This is a genomic window from Nonomuraea helvata, from assembly GCF_039535785.1.
Taxonomy (GTDB): Bacteria; Actinomycetota; Actinomycetes; order Streptosporangiales; family Streptosporangiaceae; genus Nonomuraea; species Nonomuraea helvata.
Map to the genome: position 1 here is coordinate 487,980 of NZ_BAAAXV010000008.1, position 18,861 is coordinate 506,840.

An 18,861-nucleotide genomic window follows, 5' to 3' on the forward strand; every position below is an offset into this window, starting at 1 on the left:
AGTTTACGTTCGGGTTCCTGTTACCCGTGGTGCAGTGGCTAATCATGGCGGATACCAGCGGTTCGTGTTGCAGAAAGCGCCCTCTCACCGTGTCCGCCACACCTCGGCGGCCGCTTCCGCGCATGCCACGTCCTGTGTGACCGTGCCCCCGCTGACCCCGATGCCACCCACCACGCGCCAGCCCTCACCGTGGTCGGCCCAGAGCGGGACGCCCCCTCCGACGCACACGAACCCCTCCCGGGGCAGCCCGTGCAGGTCGCCCCCAGGAGCCGTCCGCCCGGCCAGCTCCAGGGTGGACCCGCGCAGGGCCACCGAGGTGTACGCCTTGCCCCGCGCGAGCGCCGGCCCCGCGATGCCCGCACCCTCCATACGCTGGAAAGACACCAGATGCCCGCCCTCGTCCACGACCGCCACGGAGATGGCCACGCCTTCGCGGACCGCCTGCCTGACGGCCGCCTCGGTCATGCGGAGCGCGAGTTCCAGATTCACGCCTGCTGCCCCCAGGTTCCTCGGGTTTCCTCCTCATGCGTACAACCCCTTGGCCGGGCGCGGCAAGATCGCTAGCATGGGTGGAACCCGAGCGAGCTATAGCGGCTTCGCCCCCTTCAGCGTGGAATGCGTCACATTCTGTCGTTCGGGCGTGTCGCGACCCTGGTCAGGGTGGTTTTCCCGCCACTTTTCGAGGCCCTCCGGGGTGAGGAAGGCGTCGAAGACCGACTCCATCGCGCCCAGCAGCGCGCCCCGCCAGCCCAGCGCCGAGCCCTCGATCCTCGGCGGGTGGTCGCGGCGGATCGCCATGAGGCCGGGTCCGCAGCTGTCCATCAGCGCCTGCCCGGCCCGTTCGTACAGCTCCACGCCGTGGCCCGAGAGGGTCACCACCTCGGGGTCGTGGGCGTTCACGAGGGCCGCGACGCCGCGTCCGAGCGCTCTCGCGTTGGCCGCGACCGCCTCCTCGCTGGTGGCCAGCACCTGCTCGGCCTGGGCGCGCCCCCTGCCGCCGCCGTAGGCGAGGCCGACGTGGCGGAGCAGGGCGTTCGCGCCGACGTCCATGCCCCAGCAGCCGATCGCGCCGCACGGGCAGAGGCGGTCGCCGCCCGTGAGCGGCATGTGGCCGAACTCGGCGCCCGTGCCGCTCGCCCCGGCCAGTGGCCGGCCCTCGACCACGAGCACGCCGCCGAGGTCGAAGTCCACGTGCAGGTGCAGCCCCACCCGCACACCCTGCAGCCCCCCGCGCCGTGCTTCGGCCAGCGCCGCGAACGCGGTGTCGTTCCCCACGATCGGCCCCTCCGCCCCTTCCAGGCCGAGCAGCTGCGGCACGTCGACCGAGCGCCAGCCCAGGTGGGCGATGTCCACCAGGCCGCCGTGCCGGACCGGGCCCGCCAGGGCCACCCCGACGCCGACCACCCGGTGCCCGAGGCGGCGCCGGTGGGCCGCGAGGGCGTCGCCCAGGGGCCCCAGAACGCCCTCGGGCGTGCCGTCGTGCGGCTGGAGGCCCAGGACCGTCGTCCGGCCGCCCAGCTCGCAGGCCGCCAGCTCCCAGGCGTCCTCGCGCACGTCCACGGCCAGCGCGAGGGGTCCGCGCGGATGCGGTCCCGGCACCTGCGTCGGGCGTCCCCTGGCGTGCTCCCGCGCGGGCTCCTCGTGCAGCAGCCCGTCCTCGGCCAGCCCGGCGACCAGCACCGACGCCGTCCCTCTCGCGAGGTTGAGGTCGCGGGTCAGCTGCGACCTGGTGCGGGTGGCCCCGCAGTCATGTACGGCGCGCAGCAGACGTACCCGGTTGTGCGCGCGAAGCTCGCCACTCGTCGTAGCACCGATCACGGTTCACAGTTTATGCTCTAGCCGTGAACAAAATCCCCCTTGATGCCAGACGTGCCCGTATCGGAGTGTTTGGATTCTTCTTTCTCGCCGGATTCGTCATGGGTCTGTGGGCCGCCGGGCTCCCGTCCCTGAACGACCGGCTCGACCTGGGCTTCGCCAGGCTGGGCAGCGTCCTGCTGCTGATCTCCGGCGGCGCGCTGGTGTCGATGCTGGTGGCCGGGCCCCTGGTGGACCGGTGGTCGAGCCGCCGGGTGTGCTGGATCGGCGGCCCCTTCTCCGGGCTGGTGCTGCTCGGGCCCGCGCTGGCGCCCTCGTACTGGGCGCTGGTGGTGCTGGCGGTGGTGTTCGGGATCGGGCTGGGGGTGACCGAGGTCGGCATGAACACCCACTCCGTCGAGGTCGAGCGCCGCTACGGCCGCCCGATCATCTCGGCCTTCCACGGCACGTGGAGCCTGGGCGGCGCGGCCGGCGGCGGCCTCACCTCGCTCATGCTCAAGGTGGGTGTGGATCCCCAGTGGCTGCTGATCGTGGCGGCGCTGGTGGTGCCCTTCCTGTACGTGGCCGCGGCGCGCCTGCTGCTGCCCGACCCGCCCGCGCATGCCTCCTCGCCGGAGCCGGGCGCCACCCGGGGCTCGTCGCTGGGCTGGGGGCTGATCGCGCTCCTGGGCCTGGCCGCCTTCGCCGGCCACCTGAGCGAGGGCGCCGCCATCGACTGGGCCGCGCTGCACGCCCGTTCTGTGCTGCGGACGGATCCCGCGATGGCGCCGCTCGCGTACACGATCTTCTCGGTCGCCATGACCTCCATCCGCCTGCTCGGTGACCCGATCAGGGCCCGCCTCGGCTCGGTGCGCACCATCCAGCTCGCCGGCCTCCTCGCCACGGCCGGCTACGTCCTGGTGCTGGCGTCGCCGGCGACCGGCGAGCTGCGGGTCGTCTGCGCCTGGACCGGCTGGGCCCTCGCCGGTGTGGGTCTGGCCACGGTGGTCCCGGTCCTGTTCAGCGCGGTCGGCGCCGTCGGCGGGCGGGTGGGGCGCGCGCTGGCCATGGTGACGGCCTTCGGTTACAGCGGCCTGCTCCTGGGGCCCGCGGTGCTGGGGTACGTGGCGGAGGCGTCCTCGCTCCCGATCGCGCTGATCATCCCCGCGGTCCTGGCCGCCGTCGTGAGCCTCACCGGCGCCCCCGCGATCCGCTCCCTGACCCGCCTCCCGCCCGCCGCCGCCGACGTGGGCGATCCCGCCCCCGCCAGCGCCCGCGACTGACCGATCTGCGCGCCGTCCCGCCTGCCCTGCCGCGCGCTCGCCGGTGGGGCAGGCGCAGGTCGCGTTGCGGGATCGTGACTTGACCTGCAAGTTACATCCAGGTTTCATGTCCCACACGCGGTAAACGTTTACGGCAGTTGATCGTAAACGTTTACACCCATCAGGGAAGGGACAGCCGTGGCCGACGGACCGACGATCAACACGATCGCCGAGCGCGCCGGTGTCTCGATAGCCTCCGTCTCGCGGGTGCTGAACGGCCTGCCGACCAGGCAGGAGACCGTGCGCAAGGTGATGGCCGCCGCCGACGAGCTCGGCTACGTGCGCAACGCCGTGGCCAGGTCGCTCAAGTCGCGCCGCACCCACCAGGTCGCCTTCGCCATGGCCGATGTCGGCAACCCCGCCTACCTGGCGATGCTCCGTCAGATCCAGCCCGTGCTGAAGGCCGCCGGGTACCGGCTCGTGCTGCACTCCACCGACGCCGTCGTGGCTGACGAGATCGACGTGCTGCACAGCCTGGGGGAGCGGTACGTGGACGGGCTGATCATGAGCCCGCTGCGGGTCACCGAGGCCCACCTCGAGATGCTGGCCGCCGCCAGGGCACCCGTCGTGATCATCGGCTCGGTGCCCGACGGCACCCGCGTGGACAACGTGCGGGCGGACTCGCGGACCGGCGTCCGGCTGGCGGTCGATCATCTGTACGCGCTCGGCCGCCGCAGGATCGCCATGGTCAACGGCCCGCTGGACACCGTCCCCGGCGCCTCCCGCGGTGAGGCCTACCGTGAGGCGCTGCGGGACCTGGGCGTGCCCTACGACGAGAACCTCGTGCAGATCGGCGACTTCTACCGCGCGGAAGGGGGCCGCGCGGTGGCGGAGCTGCTCGCCAGGGTCCCCGACGTGGACGCGCTGCTGTGCGCGAACGACCTGATCGCCCTGGGCGCGCTCGACGTGCTGCGGGCCGCGGGGCGCCGGGTGCCGGACGACGTGGCGGTGGTCGGCATGGACGACACCGACCTGGCCGCCGCCTCCTGGCCCGCGCTGACCAGCGTCTCGCTCGGGTCCGCCGAGCGCGGCAAGGCCGCCGCCGAGCTGCTGCTCGAACGGCTGCAGGGTGGCGATCGCGAGCCAAGGCTGGTCACCGTCCCGCCCCGACTCGTGATCCGCGCCTCCACCGCCGGGGAGTCGGCGGAGTCGGCAGACGAAAGGGAGAGAGCGTGACGGCGACCGTGACGAGACCGGCGCCGCCGCGGGGCACGCGGCGCGCCCGCCGCCGGGTCCCGCGCCAGACGCGCGAGATGTGGCTGCTCATGCTGCCGGCCCTGGTGCCGGTGGCGCTGTTCAGTGTCGGCCCGCTGCTGTACGGCATCGGCCTGGCGTTCACCGACGCCCGCAACACCCGCGTCCACGAGACGAGCTTCGTCGGCCTCGAGAACTTCGGCAGGCTGCTGACCGACGACGAGTTCTGGTCCTCGTTCAAGATCGGCGCGATCTGGAGCGTCTCCGTGACCGTGCTGCAGTTCCTGGCCGCGCTCGGCCTGGCGCTGCTGCTCAACCAGAACCTGCGCTTCAGGAGCGTGGCAAGGGTGCTGGCGGTGGTGCCGTGGGCGATGCCGCCCGTGGTCATCGGCCTGATGTGGAAGCTCGTCTACCACCCCGACGCCGGCATCCTGAACGACCTGCTGGGCACGGACGTCAACTGGCTGGCCGACTTCTCGCTCGCGCTGCCCGCGATCATCGTGGTCGGCGTCTGGACCGGCATGCCGCAGACCACGGTGGTGCTGCTGGCGGGTCTGCAGGGCATCCCCAAGGAGCTCTACGAGGCGGGCGAGGTGGACGGCGCGACCCGCTGGCGGCGGTTCTGGAACATCACGCTGCCGCAGCTGCGGCCGGTGGTCGTGGCGATCACCTCGCTCGACTTCGTGTGGAACATCAACCAGTTCGGCCTGGTCTACGTGCTCACGCAGGGCGGGCCGGGCGGGCAGACGCGGCTGCCGATGCTGTTCGCGTACGAGGAGGCGTTCAGGTACCGGATGGCCAGTTACGCCTCGATGCTGGGCCTCGCCATGGCGATCGTCGTGCTCGCCGTGCTCGGACTGTACCTGTGGCGCCAGATGAGGGAGGCCAAGTGATGAGGCGTGTCCCGCAGTACGCGGCGCTGGTCGCGTACATCGTCTTCCTGGCGTTCCCGCTGGTCTGGCTGCTCTCGACGGCGCTGAAGACGCCGCGGGAGATGGCCATGGCCGACCCCACCTGGATCCCGCGCGACCCGACGCTGGCCAACTTCGCCGACGCGTTCGGCGAGCAGGACCTGGTCGGCGCGGCGCTGCGCAGCCTGGTCGTGGCGCTGTTCAGCAGCGTGCTCACGGTGCTGGTCTCGCTGCCCGCCGCCTACGCCATGGCGCGCTACCGCGGCCTGCTCAACAAGATCGCCATCGGGTGGGTGCTGGTCAGCCAGGTGTTCCCGTTCATCCTGATCATCATCCCGCTCTTCATGATCATGCGTGACCTGGCGCTGGTGAACACGCTGCCCGGCCTCGTGCTGGTGCACGTGACGTTCACGCTGCCGTTCGCGCTGTGGATGCTGCAGGGATACGTGCGGGCGGTGCCGCGCGAGCTGGAGGAGGCCGCGGCCGTGGACGGCGCGACCCGGCTGCGCTCGATCGCGAGCGTGGTCGCGCCGCTGCTCGCGCCCGGCGTGGTGGCCACGCTGCTGTTCTCGTTCATCTCGTCGTGGAACGAGTTCATGTTCGCGCTCGTCATCCTGCAGAACCCGGATGTCATGACGCTCCCGCTCACGCTGGTGAGGTTCACCGGCCCGGAGGGGGTGGCCAGGCTCGGCCCGCTGGCCGCGGCGTCGCTCATGGCGACGATCCCGAGCCTGATCTTCTTCGCAATCATTCAGCGGCGACTGAAGTCCGGCCTGATGGCCGGCGCCGTGAAGGGCTAGGAGGCTCATATGCGAATCAGGTCCGCTCTGGCGGCTGCGGCGGTCCTCACGCTCGCCGCCGCGTGCAGCGGGGGAGGCGGCGGCGAGTCGTCGGCCGCCCCCAACGAGCCAGTCAAGATCAATTTCCTCAGCCTGGCGTGGCAGAAGGAGTCACTCGCCGCGAACAAGCAGCTCGTGGACGAGTGGAACAAGGCCAACCCGAAGATCCAGGTCACGTACGTCCAGGGCAGCTGGGACAACGTCAACGACCAGCTCGTCACCCAGTTCGCCGGCGGCACGGCGCCCGACGTCATCCACAACGACTCGCCCGCGCTGGCCGGCTTCTCCTCCGACGGCTACCTCCTCGACCTCAAGGACAAGCTGCCCGCCGAGCTCAAGAGCGACATCCCGCAGGCCGCCTGGGACACCGTCACCTTCGACGACGGCAAGGGCCGGCAGGGCGTGTACGGCGTGCCGTTCCTGCAGGAGTCGCAGGTCATCATCGCCAACAAGAAGCTGCTCGACGCCTCCGGCGTGCGCGTGCCGACGTCCGACAACCCCTGGACGTGGGACGAGTTCTCCGCCGCGGCCAAGAAGATGACCAAGGACGGCAATTTCGGCGTGGCCTGGCCGATGAAGTCGCCGGTCAACAAGACGCTCAACCTGGCGCTCAACTTCGGCGGCACGTTCTTCCAGACGGCCGACGGCAAGACCACGGTCAAGGTCGGCCCCGAGGAGCGCGAGGTGCTCCAGCGCATCCACGACCAGCTCTACAAGGACAAGTCCGCCGACCCGGCCGCGCTCGGCCAGGGCACCGCCGACCCGCTGCCGGCCTTCTACAAGGGCAAGTTCGCGCTGCTGCCCGCGGGCGTGTACCTGCGCCAGCAGGTCGCCGAGCAGGCCCCGGACGGGTTCGAGTGGGTCACGCTCCCGGCGCCGAAGGGCACGAGCGCCCAGCAGGGCGCGGTCTCGCAGACGCTCTCGATCGCGCAGGAGAGCAAGCACCCTGACGAGGCCATGAAGTTCATCGCGTTCTTCCTGAACGGCCAGAACCAGGCCAAGCTCGCCAAGGGAGACTGGCTCCTGCCCACCTCCCAGACGGCCGCCGCCGACCCGGCGATGACCACCAAGGAGAACGGCTGGGACGTGGCCACCGCCTCCGCCAAGAATCTCGTCGTGGCCCCGTTCCTCAAGGTGAACGGGTTCGACGAGTGGAAGAGCAAGGTGGCCACGCCGGTGCTGCAGGAGTACTTCGGCAATAAGATCACCATCGACCAGGCGGCCTCGAAGCTGGTCGAGGACGGTAACAAGGTGTTGGAGCGGTACCAGCGGTGAATTTCCGCGACAGAGCCCGGGGGTGTCTGCTCGGCCTCGCCGCCGGCGACGCCCTCGGAGCCCCGGCCGAGAACCTGCCGCCGTCGGAGATCCGGCGGCGGTGGGGCCGGCTCACCGAGATCGAGGGCGGGGGGACCGATGACACCGAGTACGCCATCTTCGCCGTGTCCCTGCTGCTCCGGCACGGGCACGCGCTGACGTACGCCGACGTGGCGGCCGCGTACCGGCGGGAGGTCATCCCGCGGGTCACCGGGCCCATGCGCGGGGCCGGGTTCTCCGAACTGGGCACCGTCGAAGCGCTTCGCCGCGGCCTGGAGCCCCCGTTGACCGGGCTCGTGCACTCGCACGGATGGTCGGACGGGCTCGCCATGCGCGCGGCCCCGTACGGGATCTTCTGCCCGGGGGATCCCGCGGAGGCGGCCCGGCTGGTGGAGCAGGACGGGCTGGTCAGCGCGTCCGGCGAGGGCATCACGGGCGGCCGCGCGGTCGCCGGGGCGGTGGCCGCCGCGATGGGCGGCGCCTCGGCGGAGGACGCGGTGCGGGCGGCGCTGTCGGTGATCCCCGCCGACTCGTGGACGGCCCGCAACGTCGTACGCGCCTGCGCCGTCCTCGGCGACCCCGGCGCGGCCGACGCGGACGGGCTGGTCGAGGCGCTGCACGAGGCCGTGGTCGTCAAGCACTACCCCTGGACCGACGTGGCCCCCGAGGCCGTGGCGCTGGCGTTCGCGGCGGTGCTGGCAGGCGGCGGCGACGTCGAGGCGTCCGTGACGTTCGGGGTGAGCCTGGGCCGCGACGCCGACACGATCGGCGCCATCGCCGGGGCCGTCGCCGGAGCCATCCGGGGAGAGCGCGGCGTGCCCGAGCGCTGGGCGGCCAGGATCGGACCCGTGACAGGCAAATGCCTGCCCGTCGTGGCCGGAAAGCACGTGCTGGACGTCGCCGACGAACTGGCGGGAGGACTGTAGATCACCATGTCGGGGGAGAGAATCAGGGGGGCCTTCGCCGGGCTCGCCGTCGGTGACGCCGTGGGCTGGCCCGCGGCCAGGCACCGGGCGGCCCTGCACGCCCCCTGGAGCAGGCGCCTGCACAGAGAGCTGGACGCGTTCGCCGAGGACCACCGGGTGACCACGCTGCCGGTCCCGTTCGCGCTCAACCAGCCCACCGCCCCGCTGGCCGTCGGTCCGTCCGACGACGCCGAGTGGCTGGCCTGGACGGTGCTCACGATCGACCGCCCGAGGGCCGAGGCGTTCAGGGAGCTGCTCGACGGCGGAACGTCCAGGATCCGCGAGGGAGTGCGGGCGCGCATTTCGGTGGCCACCGCGCTCGACAACCTGGCCAAGGGGGTCGAGCCGCCCGCGTCCGGGCGCGACAACCCGCACCACTTCGACGACGCCGCCGCCGTCAGGGCCGTGGCGTTCGGGGCGCTGGGGAGGGACCCCACACAGGACGCCCAGGTGACGAACGCCTACGACGGCGTCCTGGGCGCCCAGGCCATGGCCGCCGCCGTGGCCGAGGCCGTGGCGTCGGGATCGGCGGCGGCGGCGGTGGAGGCGGCGCTGGCCGTACTGCCCGAAGACACCGCCATCGGCCACAACGCCCGCCTGGCGCTGGCCGCCACGAGGGAGGCGGGTGACCCGTTCGCGGCCGTGCCCGCGCTCGACGCCGCGCTCATCGACCACGTCTACAGCTACGGCGTGGGCGCCGCGCAGACCGTGCCGGTGGCGCTGGCGCTGGCCGAGGCGGCGGGCGGCGAGCTCGCCCGCGCCGTGCCCGCGGCGGCCTGCCTGGCCGCGCTGGCCGACTCGGCGCCCGCGCTGACCGGAGCGCTGGCCGGAGCCTGCGGCGGGTATGCCGCGATCCCCGAGTGGTGGATCGCCTCGGCCCGCACGCTGGCCGGTTGCTGCCTGCCTGACCTGGCGGGCCAAGATCTGATCGAACTAGCGAGCAATCTCACGAGCAATCTCACGGAGGGAATCGCATGACGCCGCTTGAGGACAGGGCCACTGGCTGCGTGGCGGGGGCGGCGGTCGGTGACGCGCTGGGCGGCGCCACCGAGGGCTGGACCCCCGAGCAGATCGTCGAGAGGTACGGAGGGCGCGTCGAGGGCGTCGTGCCGCCGTTCAACGAGGACTGGCGCAACGCCCGCCCCATCGCCCCGTACCACAAGGGCGACGGCCACATCACCGACGACACGTTGATGACGCACGCCCTGATCCGCGTGTACGAGAAGGCCGGCGGGCACCTGGACGCGTACGCGATGGCCGACCACCTGGTGCCGGAGCTCATGGGCGAGCGGCGGTGGATCCCCGAGCTGGAGGCCGAGGCGCTGCCGCTGCAGCGGATCTTCCTGGCCGAGAAGTGGATCGTGGCCAGGCTGCACTACGGGCACGTGGACCCGCGCGAGGCCGGCACCGGGAACATCGTGAACTGCGGCGCGGCCATGTACGTCGCCCCCGTCGGCATCGTGAACGCCGCCGACCCCGACGCCGCCTACGCCGAGGCCATCGACCTGACCGGGGCCCACCAGTCCAGCTACGGCCGCGAGGCCGCCGGGGTCATGGCCGCCGCCGTGGCCGAGGCCATGCGTCCGGGCGCCACCGCCGACTCCGTGGTCGCGGCGTGCCTGCGGCTGGCCAAGGACGGCACCAGGGCCGCCATCGAGTCGGTCTGCGAGGCCGCCGCCGGGCTGGGGCACTGGGAAGGGTCCTTCGAGACGCTGCGCGCCGCCATGCGGCCCTACGACACGGTCGCCGACACCTACCGCGACCAGGGGCTGGGGGCGCGGCGGCCGAGCCGGACGCACAGCATCGAGGAGCTGCCGCTGGCGCTGGGCCTGCTGGTGATCGCGAAGGGCGACTACCGCGACACCGTGCTGGGCGGCGTCAACTACGGGCGCGACGCCGACTCGATCGCCTCCATGGGCGGGGCCATCGCGGGCGCGCTCGGGGGCCTCGCGGCGGTCCCGTCGGAGTGGGTCGCGCAGGTGGGCGCGGCCAGCCGTACGGACCTGGTGGCTCCGGGGCTCTCCATCGCGGAGGTGGCGCGCCGGGTGCACGCCGACGACCTGGCGCGGCGCCGCGGCCACGAAGCCGCCTTCGCCGCCCTGGACCGCCCGTGATCCGCCTCACCTGGGTCCAGCCGGAGGACCTGATCGGGCACGAGCTCCGCCAGGCCGCCGAGGACGGCCGCGCCTCCGGCCCCGACGGCGGCCGGGTACGGGCGATCGCGGACCGGTGGCACGCGGCCGGCGGCCACGACGCGCCCCCGCGCGCCGGCGCCTCGGAGCCGGTGGCCGCACGGCTGCGGGGACTGGCGGAGGAGCTGCTGGACGAGCTGGCCACGATCCCGTCGCCGCTGGACGAGCCCTCCGACCTGGCCGCCATCATCGCCGCCTGCCCCGCCTGGCCTGGCACCCGCCGTGCCGGGCAGGCCGATCCGGCGCGTGTGCTGGGCGCGTGGCTCGGGCGGGCGGCCGGGTGCGTGCTGGGCAAGCCCGTGGAGAAGATCCCGCGCGCGGGCATCAGGGAGATCGCCGAGGCCACCGGCAACTGGCCCATCCGCGGCTGGTTCACCGCCAAGGGCCTGCCGGACGACGTGGCCCGCCGCTGGCCGTGGAACCGCCGCAGCGCCGTCAACTCGCTCGCCGAGAACATCGACGGCGTCCCCGAGGACGACGACCTCAACTACCCGCTGCTGGCCCTGTCCGTCCTCGAGCGCCACGGCCGCGGCTTCACCACCGAGGACGTGGCCAAGCTCTGGCTGGACGAGCTGCCCGCGGGCCGCACGTTCACCGCCGAGCGCGTCGCGTACCGCAACCTCCTGGACGGCGTCGAGCCGCCGGGCACCGCCACCCGCCGCAACCCGTTCAGGGAGTGGATCGGCGCGCTGATCAGGGCGGACGTGTACGGCTGGGTCAACCCGGGCGACCCGGCCACGGCCGCGGAGCACGCCTGGCGCGACGCCAGGCTCACGCACACCGCGAACGGGATCTACGGGGCGATGTTCGTGGCCGCGATGTGCGCGGCCTCGATGGTCGCCGCGGACGTGGAGGAGGTCGTACGGGCGGGCCTGTCCGTCGTGCCGGAGCGCTCGCGCCTGCACGAGGCGGTACGCCTGGCCGTGGCCGACGCCGCACGCGAGGACGACTTCGAACGTGTCATCGACCTCCTGCACGAACGCCATGGCGCCCTGCACTGGGTGCACACCGTCAACAACGCCGCCCTCATCGCCGCCACGCTCGTCCACGGCCGGGGCGACTTCACCGCCGCCATCGCCGGAGCCGTCGCCGGAGGGTGGGACACCGACTCCGCCGGGGCCACGGCGGGGTCCGTCGCGGGCGCGCTCAACGCGGGTGTGCCAGACCGCTGGCGGATGCGGAACAGCCTGGCCAGCAGCCTGACCGGGTTCGACGGGGTGGGGCTGGACACGCTCGCCGCCAGGACACGGGAGATGATGAGGGCATGATCTCGGTTTTCGGCAGCGCCAACATGGACCTCGTCGCGTACGTCTCCGAAGCCCCCAAGCGGGGCGAGACGGTGACCGGGCACCGGTTCAGGACCGTGCCCGGCGGCAAGGGCGCCAACCAGGCCATCGCCGCCGCCCGCGCGGGCGCGCAGGTGTCCTTCCTGGGGGCGGTGGGCGACGACGGGTTCGGCGCGGAAATGCGCGCCACGCTGGTGGAAGCCGGGATCGACGTACGCGGCCTGCGCCAGGTTCCCGGGCCCAGCGGCATCGCCCACATCGTCGTGGACGACGACGGCGGCAACTCGATCATCGTCGTCCCCGGCGCGAACGGCACCGTCACCGGCCCCTCGGGCGAGGACCTGGCCACCGTCGCGTGCTCGGAGGCGCTGCTGCTCCAGCTCGAGCTGCCCCTGGAGGCCGTCGTCGCGGCCGCCCAGGCCGCCCAGGTCTCCGGCGTGCCGGTCTTCCTCACCCCGGCCCCCGCGCGGCCGCTGCCGGACGAGCTGCTCGACGCCGTCACGACGATCGTCCCGAACGAGCACGAGGCGGCCGCCATCACCGGCGCCACCGCCCCGGACGCCGCACTCGACGCGCTGCTGGAGCGGGTCGAGGAAGCGGTGATCACGCTCGGCTCCGAGGGCGCGCTGTACGGGTCGAGGTCGGGGGAGCGGCTGCGGGTGCCGGCCGCGAAGGTGGACGCGGTGGACACGACGGCGGCGGGCGACACGTTCGTGGGAGCGCTGGCCGTGGCCAGGTCGGAGGGACAGAGCATGGCGGACGCCCTGGCCTTCGCGTCCACGGCGGCGGCGCTGTCGGTGCAGCGTGAGGGCGCCAGCACCTCGATGCCGAGCCGGTACGAGATCGAGAACGCCCTTCCGTGACGTCAGCCCCGTCTGTCATCCCCGCTGCAGGTCTTCGTGCATCGACGGGAGCCTGACCGGGGCGGCGGGCCGTAAGCCGGCCAGGAGATCGGGCAGCAGCCCGGCCAGCCCAGGCGGGAACACCCGCTCCCGGGTGGCGGCCAGCTCGCCGGCGCTCCACCAGCGATGGCCGAGCCGGAAGGCCTCCGTCTCGTAGCCCTCCAGAGCGGTGGGCGCCACGGTCGAGGCCGCCACGCGGGCGAAGAAGTACGTGTGCACGGAGTAGAAGTGCCGGCCCAGGTTGGACCACGCGTGCTCGTTCACCGCCACGGGGTCGCCGAGGGCGGTGGGATCCAGCACGTGGCCGGTCTCCTCCAGCACCTCGCGGGCCGCCGCCTCCGCCGGGGTCTCTCCCGTGTCCAGCCCGCCGCCGGGCAGGTACCAGGCGTGCTCCTTGGGCCACGGGTCCGGCGGAACGAAGCGGAACAGCAGGACGCGGTCATCGGGAGAGGCCAGGATGACGCGGCCCGTGGGGCGCTGGGTGCGGATGATCACCGTTGAACGGTAACAAGGCCGTTTTCCGGGGCAGGTGGTGACTATGACCGATAAGTCCGACGAACTGCCCGAAGCGGTGCGGGGCATCGACGGCGAGAGCGACCTCGTCGCGGAACGGTCCTGCGCCAGCACTCCGAAGTCCCGCCGTCCCGTACCTGCCAATCCGCCGGAGGAGTGGGAGGAGCCCGAGCCGGAGGAGGAGCCGGACGAGGACGAGGATGTCACCCGCCCGGACGCGGGTCCCACAGGCTAGCCGTATGGACGCGGGGCGCCGTCAGAGGCGGTCACCGTGGTCACCGTGCAGGTGGGCGAGGGTCTGCTCCAGCTCTGCCTGGAGGAGGTCGCCGGCCGCCTCCCCGTCGCCCCGCCGGATGGCAGCCACCAGTGCCGCGTGCGTGTCGTGCCCGGGATTGCGATCGTGCGATCGCAGCCCGAGCACCTCCACCAGATCGATCAGCCCTCCACGCAACGCGGGCGCGAACTCCGCGAACAGATCGGTCAGCACCGGATTGCCGGCCGCCGCCACGACCGCCCGGTGCAGGGCGATGTCCGCGTCCACGAACGCCGCGTCGTCCCCCGACGCCGCCCCGGCCCGCGCCGCCAGCGCCGCTTCGAGCGCCGCGACGTCCTCGTCCGTACGCCGCCGCGCGGCCAGCCGGGCGGCCTGCGTCTCCACCATCATGCGCACCTCGTAGACGTCCGCGATGCCGGCCCGCCGCAGCCGGGCCGGCCAGTCCTCGGCCGGTTCCGTGGCGATCACGAACACGCCGGACCCCTGTCGGGCCTGCACCAGCCCCGCCCCCGCGAGGGCGCGCAGCGCCTCCCGCACGGTCGAGCGGCCCACCCCGAGCGCCTTGGCGAGGGCGTTCTCGCCGGGCAGGCGCGTGCCTACCGGCCACTCGCCCTGCGTGATCTGCTCACGCAGGTGCTCGGTGGCCTGCTCGACGAGCGGGCTGGGGCGGAGTGAGCCGAGCGGCATCGGACGTACCTCTCAGGTTGTCTGAGGACCTGTGTTGTGGTTAGTGTAGCCGACATGACGTTGCGTGGTCTCCTTCTCGGCCGCCGCGACGGGGCCTGACCGGACCGGCACCCCGTCGCGGCGGTCAGGGTGCCCGCCGGTCCTTCCCACCGACGACGGAGAAGGAAGTCAGCCGTGTACGACTGGAACCGGCAGCGCCCCAGCGCCATGCCGTACCACCGCTACAAGCCCGCCCACGAGCGCGTCGAGGTGCCGCTCACCGACCGCGCCTGGCCGTCCGCGCGCATCACGCGAGCCCCGCTCTGGGTCCCCGTGGACCTGCGCGACGGCAACCAGGCGCTGGCCGAGCCGATGGACCCGGCACGCAAGCGCCGGATGTTCGACCTGCTGACCGGCATGGGATTCAAGGAGATCGAGGTCGGCTACCCGTCCTCCAGCCGGCTCGACTTCAACTTCGTCCGCGAGCTGGCCGCGCCTGGCGTGATGCCGGAGGACCTGACCGTGGTCGTGTTCACGGCCGCCAGGCAGGACCTGATCGAGCGCACGTTCGCCTCGATCGAGGGGCTGCCCCGCGCGGTCGTGCACCTGTACACCGCCACCGCCCCCACCTGGCGTGACGTGGTGCTCGGCCACGACAGGCGCGAGCTGCGCACCCTGATCATGGACGCCGCCGCGCACGTCGCCAGGCTCGCGGAGGGCCGCGACGTGCGCTTCCAGTTCTCGCCGGAGGTGTTCAACCTCACCGAGCCGGACTACGTACTGGAGGTCTGCAACGATCTGACGGCCCTGTGGGACGCCTCCCCGGACCGCCCGGTGATCCACAACCTGCCCGCCACGGTCGAGGTGGCCACGCCCAACGTGTACGCCGACCAGATCGAGTACATGCACCGCCACCTGGACCGCAGGGACGCGGTGATCCTCTCCGTGCACCCGCACAACGACCGCGGCACCGGCGTGGCCTGCGCCGAGCTGGCCCTGCTGGCGGGCGCGCAGCGGGTGGAGGGCTGCCTGTTCGGCAACGGCGAGCGCACCGGCAACGTGGACCTGGTGACCCTCGCGCTCAACCTCCACTCCCAGGGCGTCGACCCCATGCTGGACCTGTCCGACATCGACGAGGTGCGCCGGGTCGTCGAGCACTGCAACCGCCTGCCGGTGCCCGACCGCCACCCGTACGCGGGCGACCTCGTCTACACCGCCTTCTCCGGCACCCACCAGGACGCCATCGGCAAGGGCATGGCCCACCACGCCAAGCGGGCCGCGGAGCTGGGCGTGCCGCCGGAGCAGGCGCCGTGGGACGTGCCGTACCTGCCCATCGACCCCGCCGACGTGGGCCGCGACTACCAGGCGGTCATCCGCGTCAACAGCCAGTCGGGCAAGGGCGGCGTCGCGTACCTCCTCCGCACCCGCTACGGCCTGGAGCTGCCCCGCAGGCTGCAGATCGACTTCTCCTCGGTCGTCCAGCGGGCCACCGACGGCAGCGGCGAGGAGATCACGGCCGAGCAGCTCTGGGAGCTCTTCCACGCCACCTACCTGGCCCCGGGGGAGACGAGTGCGCTGGCCGAATGGAGCACGCGGGAGACGGGGCCGGGGGCCCACGAGTTCGCCGGCACGCTGCGGTCGGGGCGCCGGCTGCACGGCACCGGCAACGGCCCGCTGTCCGCGCTGACCGCCGCGCTCGCCGCCGACGGGATCGACGTCGACATCCTGCACTACGCCGAGCACGCCCTGGACCCCGGCCGGGGCAGCCGCGCCATCGCGTACGTGGAGGCCCGCGTGGACGGCGCGACCCGCTGGGGCGCGGCCCAGGACACCTCCGTGCTGACCGCCTCGGTCCACGCGGTGCTCGCCGCGGTCAACCGCGTCCTGGCGGATGTGCCAGGCTGATCACCGGACCTGAGGAGGCCGGATGTTCGAGGCGGGTGACGTGCTCCGCGTGCTGGAGACGCTGGGGGAGGCGGGCTGCGAGGTCTGGATCGCCGGCGGCTGGGGGATCGACGCGCTCGTGGGCCGCGTCACCCGGGAGCACGGCGACCTCGACCTGCTCCACCGCGTCGAGCAGGAGCCCGCCGTGATCGCCGCGCTCGAGGCGGCAGGGTACGCCGAGCGCGAGGGCGTCGTGCCGGGCCGGCCGGCCCGCTTCGTCATGGCCGGCCCCCACGGCCGCGAGCTCGACCTGCACCCGCTGCGGTTCGCCCCGGACGGCTCGGCGCTGCAGCGCCTCGACGAGCGGGGCGGCGCCCTGTCCTACCCGGCCGCCGCCTTCGTCACCGGCGTGATCGACGGGGCGCGGGTGCCCTGCCTGTCGGCCGCCCAGCAGGTGCACTTCCACCAGGGGTACGAGCCGAGGGAGCGCGACCTGCACGACATGGCGCGGCTACGGGAGGCGTTCGGGATCGTGACTCACTTCTGAGTGGCGATCCTCGCGTCCAGGTGGGCCGCGCACTCGTCACGGAAGGAGAGGACGCGCGAGCGCAGCAGCTCGGGGTCCTCCAGCACGGCACGGGAGACCGAGGGCACGACGGCGTGCCGTACGGGCCCGAACAGGCGAGCCACGTCGGCGGGGGTGGCGCCCTGGGCGCCCAGCCCCGGAGCGAGGATGGGCCCGTTGAGGTCGAGCAGCGAGTCCTCCAGCTCGGGCAGCGTGGCCCCCATGACCACCCCCACGGACCCGAACGGCGTGTGCCCGGCGTTCGCCGCGGCGGCGCCGGCGAGCACCTGGCCGGCCACGAGCCGCTGCAGCGCGGCCGCCTCCGGGTTGGAGGTGCGGGCCAGCACGAACACGCCCGCGTCGTTGGCCACGGCCGAGGTGATCGCCCCCTCCAGCGACCCGAACCCGAGGTACGGGCTCAGCGTCACGGCGTCGACGGCCAGCGGGCTGCCCCGGTCGAGGTAGGCCTCGGCGTAGGCGGCCATCGTGCTGTCGATGTCGCCACGCTTGACGTCGAGCAGCACCAGCGTGCCGGCCTCGCGCAGGTCGGCGATGGTGCGTTCCAGCACGGCGATGCCGCGGCTGCCCCAGCGCTCGAAGAAGGCCGACTGCGGTTTGACCACGGCCGCCACGTCGCTCACGGTGTCGACCACCGTGCGGCTGAAGCGTTCCAGACCGGCGGGCGAGTCGTCGAGCCCCCACGCGTGGAGCAGCGCCGGGCTCGGGTCTATGCCCACACAGAGCGGTCCGTACTCGTCGAGCCTGGCTCGCAGGCGTGTCCCGAACGACTCGTTCATCTCAAAGGGCCCCCTTACGACCTACGCAGCCTAGCCCCGGCGGCCACGGCCAGGAATGTTTACTGCCGTGACGATATGAACAGGTGTCTTCTGGGAGTTGCCTTGGGGGTAGATCAGCCTACATGTACGAGATCGCCCAACGGGTGCTGGTGCTGCGTACCGATCCGCCGCGCGATGTCACCGTCACGGTCGGCGTGCCCTATGAGGAGCCGACGGGGGATTGGTCGTGCCCGTACCGGATCGACGGGCTTGACGGGTGGGAGCACGAGCGGAAGGTCACCGGGCTCGACTCGCTCGAGGCGATCGAGCTGGCCCTGGTCATGGTGCGGGCCGCGCTGGCCGGCTCGCACGAGGCGAAGGAGGGGCTGCTCCACTGGGACGAGGCGCCGTCGGGGCAGCGCCCGCAGACGGTGTACGTGAGCCTGGACAAGAACCGCGATATCGCCTATGTCGCGATGAAGCACGAAATAGTTCCGGGTGAGGTGGCAAGGCAGGTCGCGGTGGAAGGGGTCGTGCTCGACTTCGGCGGCGCCGGGCAGCTCCTGGGCCTGGAGCTGACGAACGCGGCGACGCGGCTCCCGCCCGAGATGCGGCTCTGATCCCGGCCGGGATGACGCGGCGGGATAATCGGCGCCGTGAGCTCCCTGACTCTCCCGCGCATCGTGGCCACCGACCTCGACGGCACCCTGCTCAACTCATCCGGCGTCATCACTCCCCGTACCAGGAAGGCTCTCCAGCTGGCCCGCGCGGCCGGAGCGGAGATCGTCTTCGTCACCGCCAGGGCGCCGCGCGGCATCCGCGCGATCGCCGGCCAGGCGGGCGTCTCGGGCACCGCGATCTGCAGCAACGGCGCGATCGTGTACGACCTGGCCACCGACGAGATCACCGCCAGTCACCTCCTGGACCGGGCGGCGGCGGCGCGTGTCGCGCAGGCCCTGTCCGAGGCACTGCCCGGCGTCGGCCTGGCCGTCGAGACGGGCAGGAACCTGCTCGCCGAGGCCGCCTACACCCGGCGCGTCGAGCACGACCTGGCGTACTACCGCGAGGTGAGCTCCGTCTTCGACGGTGACGACCCGATCGTCAAGCTGCTCGCCCTGTCGCCCGGCCACACCGCGGACGAGATGTTCACGGCCGTGATCGCGGCGATCGAGGGCCAGGCGGAGGTCACGCACTCCGGCGTGGACGGGCTCCTCGAGATCAGCGCTCCGGGGGTGACGAAGGCGGGCACGCTCGACATGCTCTGCCAGGAGCGGGGGATCGAGTCCGGCGAGGTGGTGGCGTTCGGGGACATGCCGAACGACCTGGCCGTGCTCGCGTACGCGGGCGCCGGGTACGCGATGGCCAACGCGCACCACCTGGTGCTGGCGGCGACCGAGCACCGGACGCTCTCCAACGACGAGGACGGGGTGGCCGCCGTGCTGGAGTCCCTCTACGGCTGACGCC

The 18,861-nt window shown here is 72.8% G+C and carries 20 protein-coding genes; 15 read left to right on the plus strand and 5 right to left on the minus strand.

The window, feature by feature from the left end; translation table 11 throughout:
- Nucleotides 1-84: 84 nt before the first annotated feature.
- Together ABD830_RS29740 and ABD830_RS29745 are read right to left on the minus strand one after the other, a co-directional pair.
- Nucleotides 85-489: a GlcG/HbpS family heme-binding protein gene (locus tag ABD830_RS29740; RefSeq protein WP_344994449.1), complete on the minus strand. Its 405-nt coding sequence runs from the start codon at nt 487-489 to the stop codon at nt 85-87.
- Between the two features lie 96 nt (nt 490-585).
- Entirely contained in the window at nt 586-1,818 is a 1,233-nt protein-coding gene (locus ABD830_RS29745; RefSeq protein ID WP_344994452.1) for an ROK family protein, read from the minus strand.
- A gap of 65 nt (nt 1,819-1,883) precedes the next feature.
- Between ABD830_RS29745 and ABD830_RS29750 the strand changes: the two genes are divergently transcribed.
- The 10 genes from ABD830_RS29750 (at nt 1,884) to rbsK (ending at nt 12,680) form a co-directional block, all read left to right on the plus strand.
- Nucleotides 1,884-3,077 carry an MFS transporter gene (locus tag ABD830_RS29750; protein WP_344995994.1) on the plus strand — a complete coding sequence of 398 codons (1,194 nt, stop codon included), beginning with the start codon at nt 1,884-1,886 and terminating at the stop codon, nt 3,075-3,077.
- A gap of 177 nt (nt 3,078-3,254) precedes the next feature.
- On the plus strand, nt 3,255-4,292 hold the full coding sequence (locus tag ABD830_RS29755) for a LacI family DNA-binding transcriptional regulator (protein ID WP_344994454.1): 1,038 nt from the start codon (nt 3,255-3,257) through the stop codon (nt 4,290-4,292).
- Nucleotides 4,289-5,203 carry a carbohydrate ABC transporter permease gene (locus ABD830_RS29760; protein ID WP_344994457.1) on the plus strand — a complete coding sequence of 305 codons (915 nt, stop codon included), beginning with the start codon at nt 4,289-4,291 and terminating at the stop codon, nt 5,201-5,203. Before ABD830_RS29755 ends, ABD830_RS29760 begins: the two co-directional genes overlap by 4 nt.
- Nucleotides 5,203-6,021 carry a carbohydrate ABC transporter permease gene (locus tag ABD830_RS29765; RefSeq protein WP_344994459.1) on the plus strand — a complete coding sequence of 273 codons (819 nt, stop codon included), beginning with the start codon at nt 5,203-5,205 and terminating at the stop codon, nt 6,019-6,021. Before ABD830_RS29760 ends, ABD830_RS29765 begins: the two co-directional genes overlap by 1 nt.
- A gap of 9 nt (nt 6,022-6,030) precedes the next feature.
- Nucleotides 6,031-7,335 carry an ABC transporter substrate-binding protein gene (locus ABD830_RS29770; RefSeq protein WP_344994461.1) on the plus strand — a complete coding sequence of 435 codons (1,305 nt, stop codon included), beginning with the start codon at nt 6,031-6,033 and terminating at the stop codon, nt 7,333-7,335.
- The gene (locus tag ABD830_RS29775) at nt 7,332-8,300 is read left to right on the plus strand and encodes an ADP-ribosylglycohydrolase family protein (protein ID WP_344994463.1); all 969 of its coding nucleotides are present in this window, start codon (nt 7,332-7,334) and stop codon (nt 8,298-8,300) included. Before ABD830_RS29770 ends, ABD830_RS29775 begins: the two co-directional genes overlap by 4 nt.
- 6 nt (nt 8,301-8,306) lie before the next feature.
- Complete coding sequence (locus ABD830_RS29780) at nt 8,307-9,317, plus strand: ADP-ribosylglycohydrolase family protein (RefSeq protein ID WP_344994465.1); 1,011 nt, start codon at nt 8,307-8,309, stop codon at nt 9,315-9,317.
- The gene (locus tag ABD830_RS29785; protein ID WP_344994468.1) at nt 9,314-10,453 is read left to right on the plus strand and encodes an ADP-ribosylglycohydrolase family protein; all 1,140 of its coding nucleotides are present in this window, start codon (nt 9,314-9,316) and stop codon (nt 10,451-10,453) included. Before ABD830_RS29780 ends, ABD830_RS29785 begins: the two co-directional genes overlap by 4 nt.
- Complete coding sequence (locus tag ABD830_RS29790) at nt 10,450-11,799, plus strand: ADP-ribosylglycohydrolase family protein (RefSeq protein ID WP_344994471.1); 1,350 nt, start codon at nt 10,450-10,452, stop codon at nt 11,797-11,799. The genes ABD830_RS29785 and ABD830_RS29790 overlap by 4 nt, the downstream gene beginning before the upstream one ends.
- Nucleotides 11,796-12,680: a ribokinase gene (rbsK, locus tag ABD830_RS29795; protein WP_344994474.1), complete on the plus strand. Its 885-nt coding sequence runs from the start codon at nt 11,796-11,798 to the stop codon at nt 12,678-12,680. Before ABD830_RS29790 ends, rbsK begins: the two co-directional genes overlap by 4 nt.
- Before the next feature lie 15 nt (nt 12,681-12,695).
- Here rbsK and ABD830_RS29800 read toward each other — a convergent pair whose 3' ends face one another.
- Nucleotides 12,696-13,214, minus strand: a complete 519-nt coding sequence (locus ABD830_RS29800; protein ID WP_344994477.1) for an NUDIX hydrolase — start codon at nt 13,212-13,214, stop codon at nt 12,696-12,698.
- A gap of 43 nt (nt 13,215-13,257) precedes the next feature.
- On the opposite strand from ABD830_RS29800, the gene ABD830_RS29805 reads away from it, so the two are divergent.
- A complete protein-coding gene (locus tag ABD830_RS29805; protein ID WP_344994480.1) occupies nt 13,258-13,467 on the plus strand; it encodes a hypothetical protein in 210 nt (69 codons plus the stop codon).
- 21 nt (nt 13,468-13,488) lie between these two features.
- On the opposite strand, the gene ABD830_RS29810 is transcribed toward ABD830_RS29805, so the two are convergent.
- Nucleotides 13,489-14,193: a FadR/GntR family transcriptional regulator gene (locus tag ABD830_RS29810; RefSeq protein WP_344994483.1), complete on the minus strand. Its 705-nt coding sequence runs from the start codon at nt 14,191-14,193 to the stop codon at nt 13,489-13,491.
- A 207-nt stretch (nt 14,194-14,400) separates the two neighbouring features.
- Here ABD830_RS29810 and leuA point away from each other — a divergent pair, with 207 nt between their 5' ends.
- Both leuA and ABD830_RS29820 read left to right on the plus strand, forming a co-directional pair.
- A complete protein-coding gene (gene leuA / locus ABD830_RS29815) occupies nt 14,401-16,077 on the plus strand; it encodes a 2-isopropylmalate synthase (RefSeq protein ID WP_344995996.1) in 1,677 nt (558 codons plus the stop codon).
- A 22-nt stretch (nt 16,078-16,099) separates the two neighbouring features.
- The gene (locus ABD830_RS29820; RefSeq protein ID WP_344994486.1) at nt 16,100-16,603 is read left to right on the plus strand and encodes a nucleotidyltransferase domain-containing protein; all 504 of its coding nucleotides are present in this window, start codon (nt 16,100-16,102) and stop codon (nt 16,601-16,603) included.
- On the opposite strand, the gene pyrF is transcribed toward ABD830_RS29820, so the two are convergent.
- On the minus strand, nt 16,594-17,418 hold the full coding sequence (pyrF, locus tag ABD830_RS29825) for an orotidine-5'-phosphate decarboxylase (protein WP_344994489.1): 825 nt from the start codon (nt 17,416-17,418) through the stop codon (nt 16,594-16,596). The two genes, ABD830_RS29820 and pyrF, sit on opposite strands and share 10 nt — an antisense overlap.
- 122 nt (nt 17,419-17,540) lie before the next feature.
- Here pyrF and ABD830_RS29830 point away from each other — a divergent pair, with 122 nt between their 5' ends.
- Nucleotides 17,541-18,017, plus strand: coding sequence for a DUF6968 family protein (locus ABD830_RS29830; RefSeq protein ID WP_344994492.1), 477 nt, complete (start codon nt 17,541-17,543; stop codon nt 18,015-18,017).
- Between the two features lie 36 nt (nt 18,018-18,053).
- Nucleotides 18,054-18,857: a Cof-type HAD-IIB family hydrolase gene (locus ABD830_RS29835; RefSeq protein WP_344994495.1), complete on the plus strand. Its 804-nt coding sequence runs from the start codon at nt 18,054-18,056 to the stop codon at nt 18,855-18,857.
- Nucleotides 18,858-18,861 lie beyond the last annotated feature (4 nt).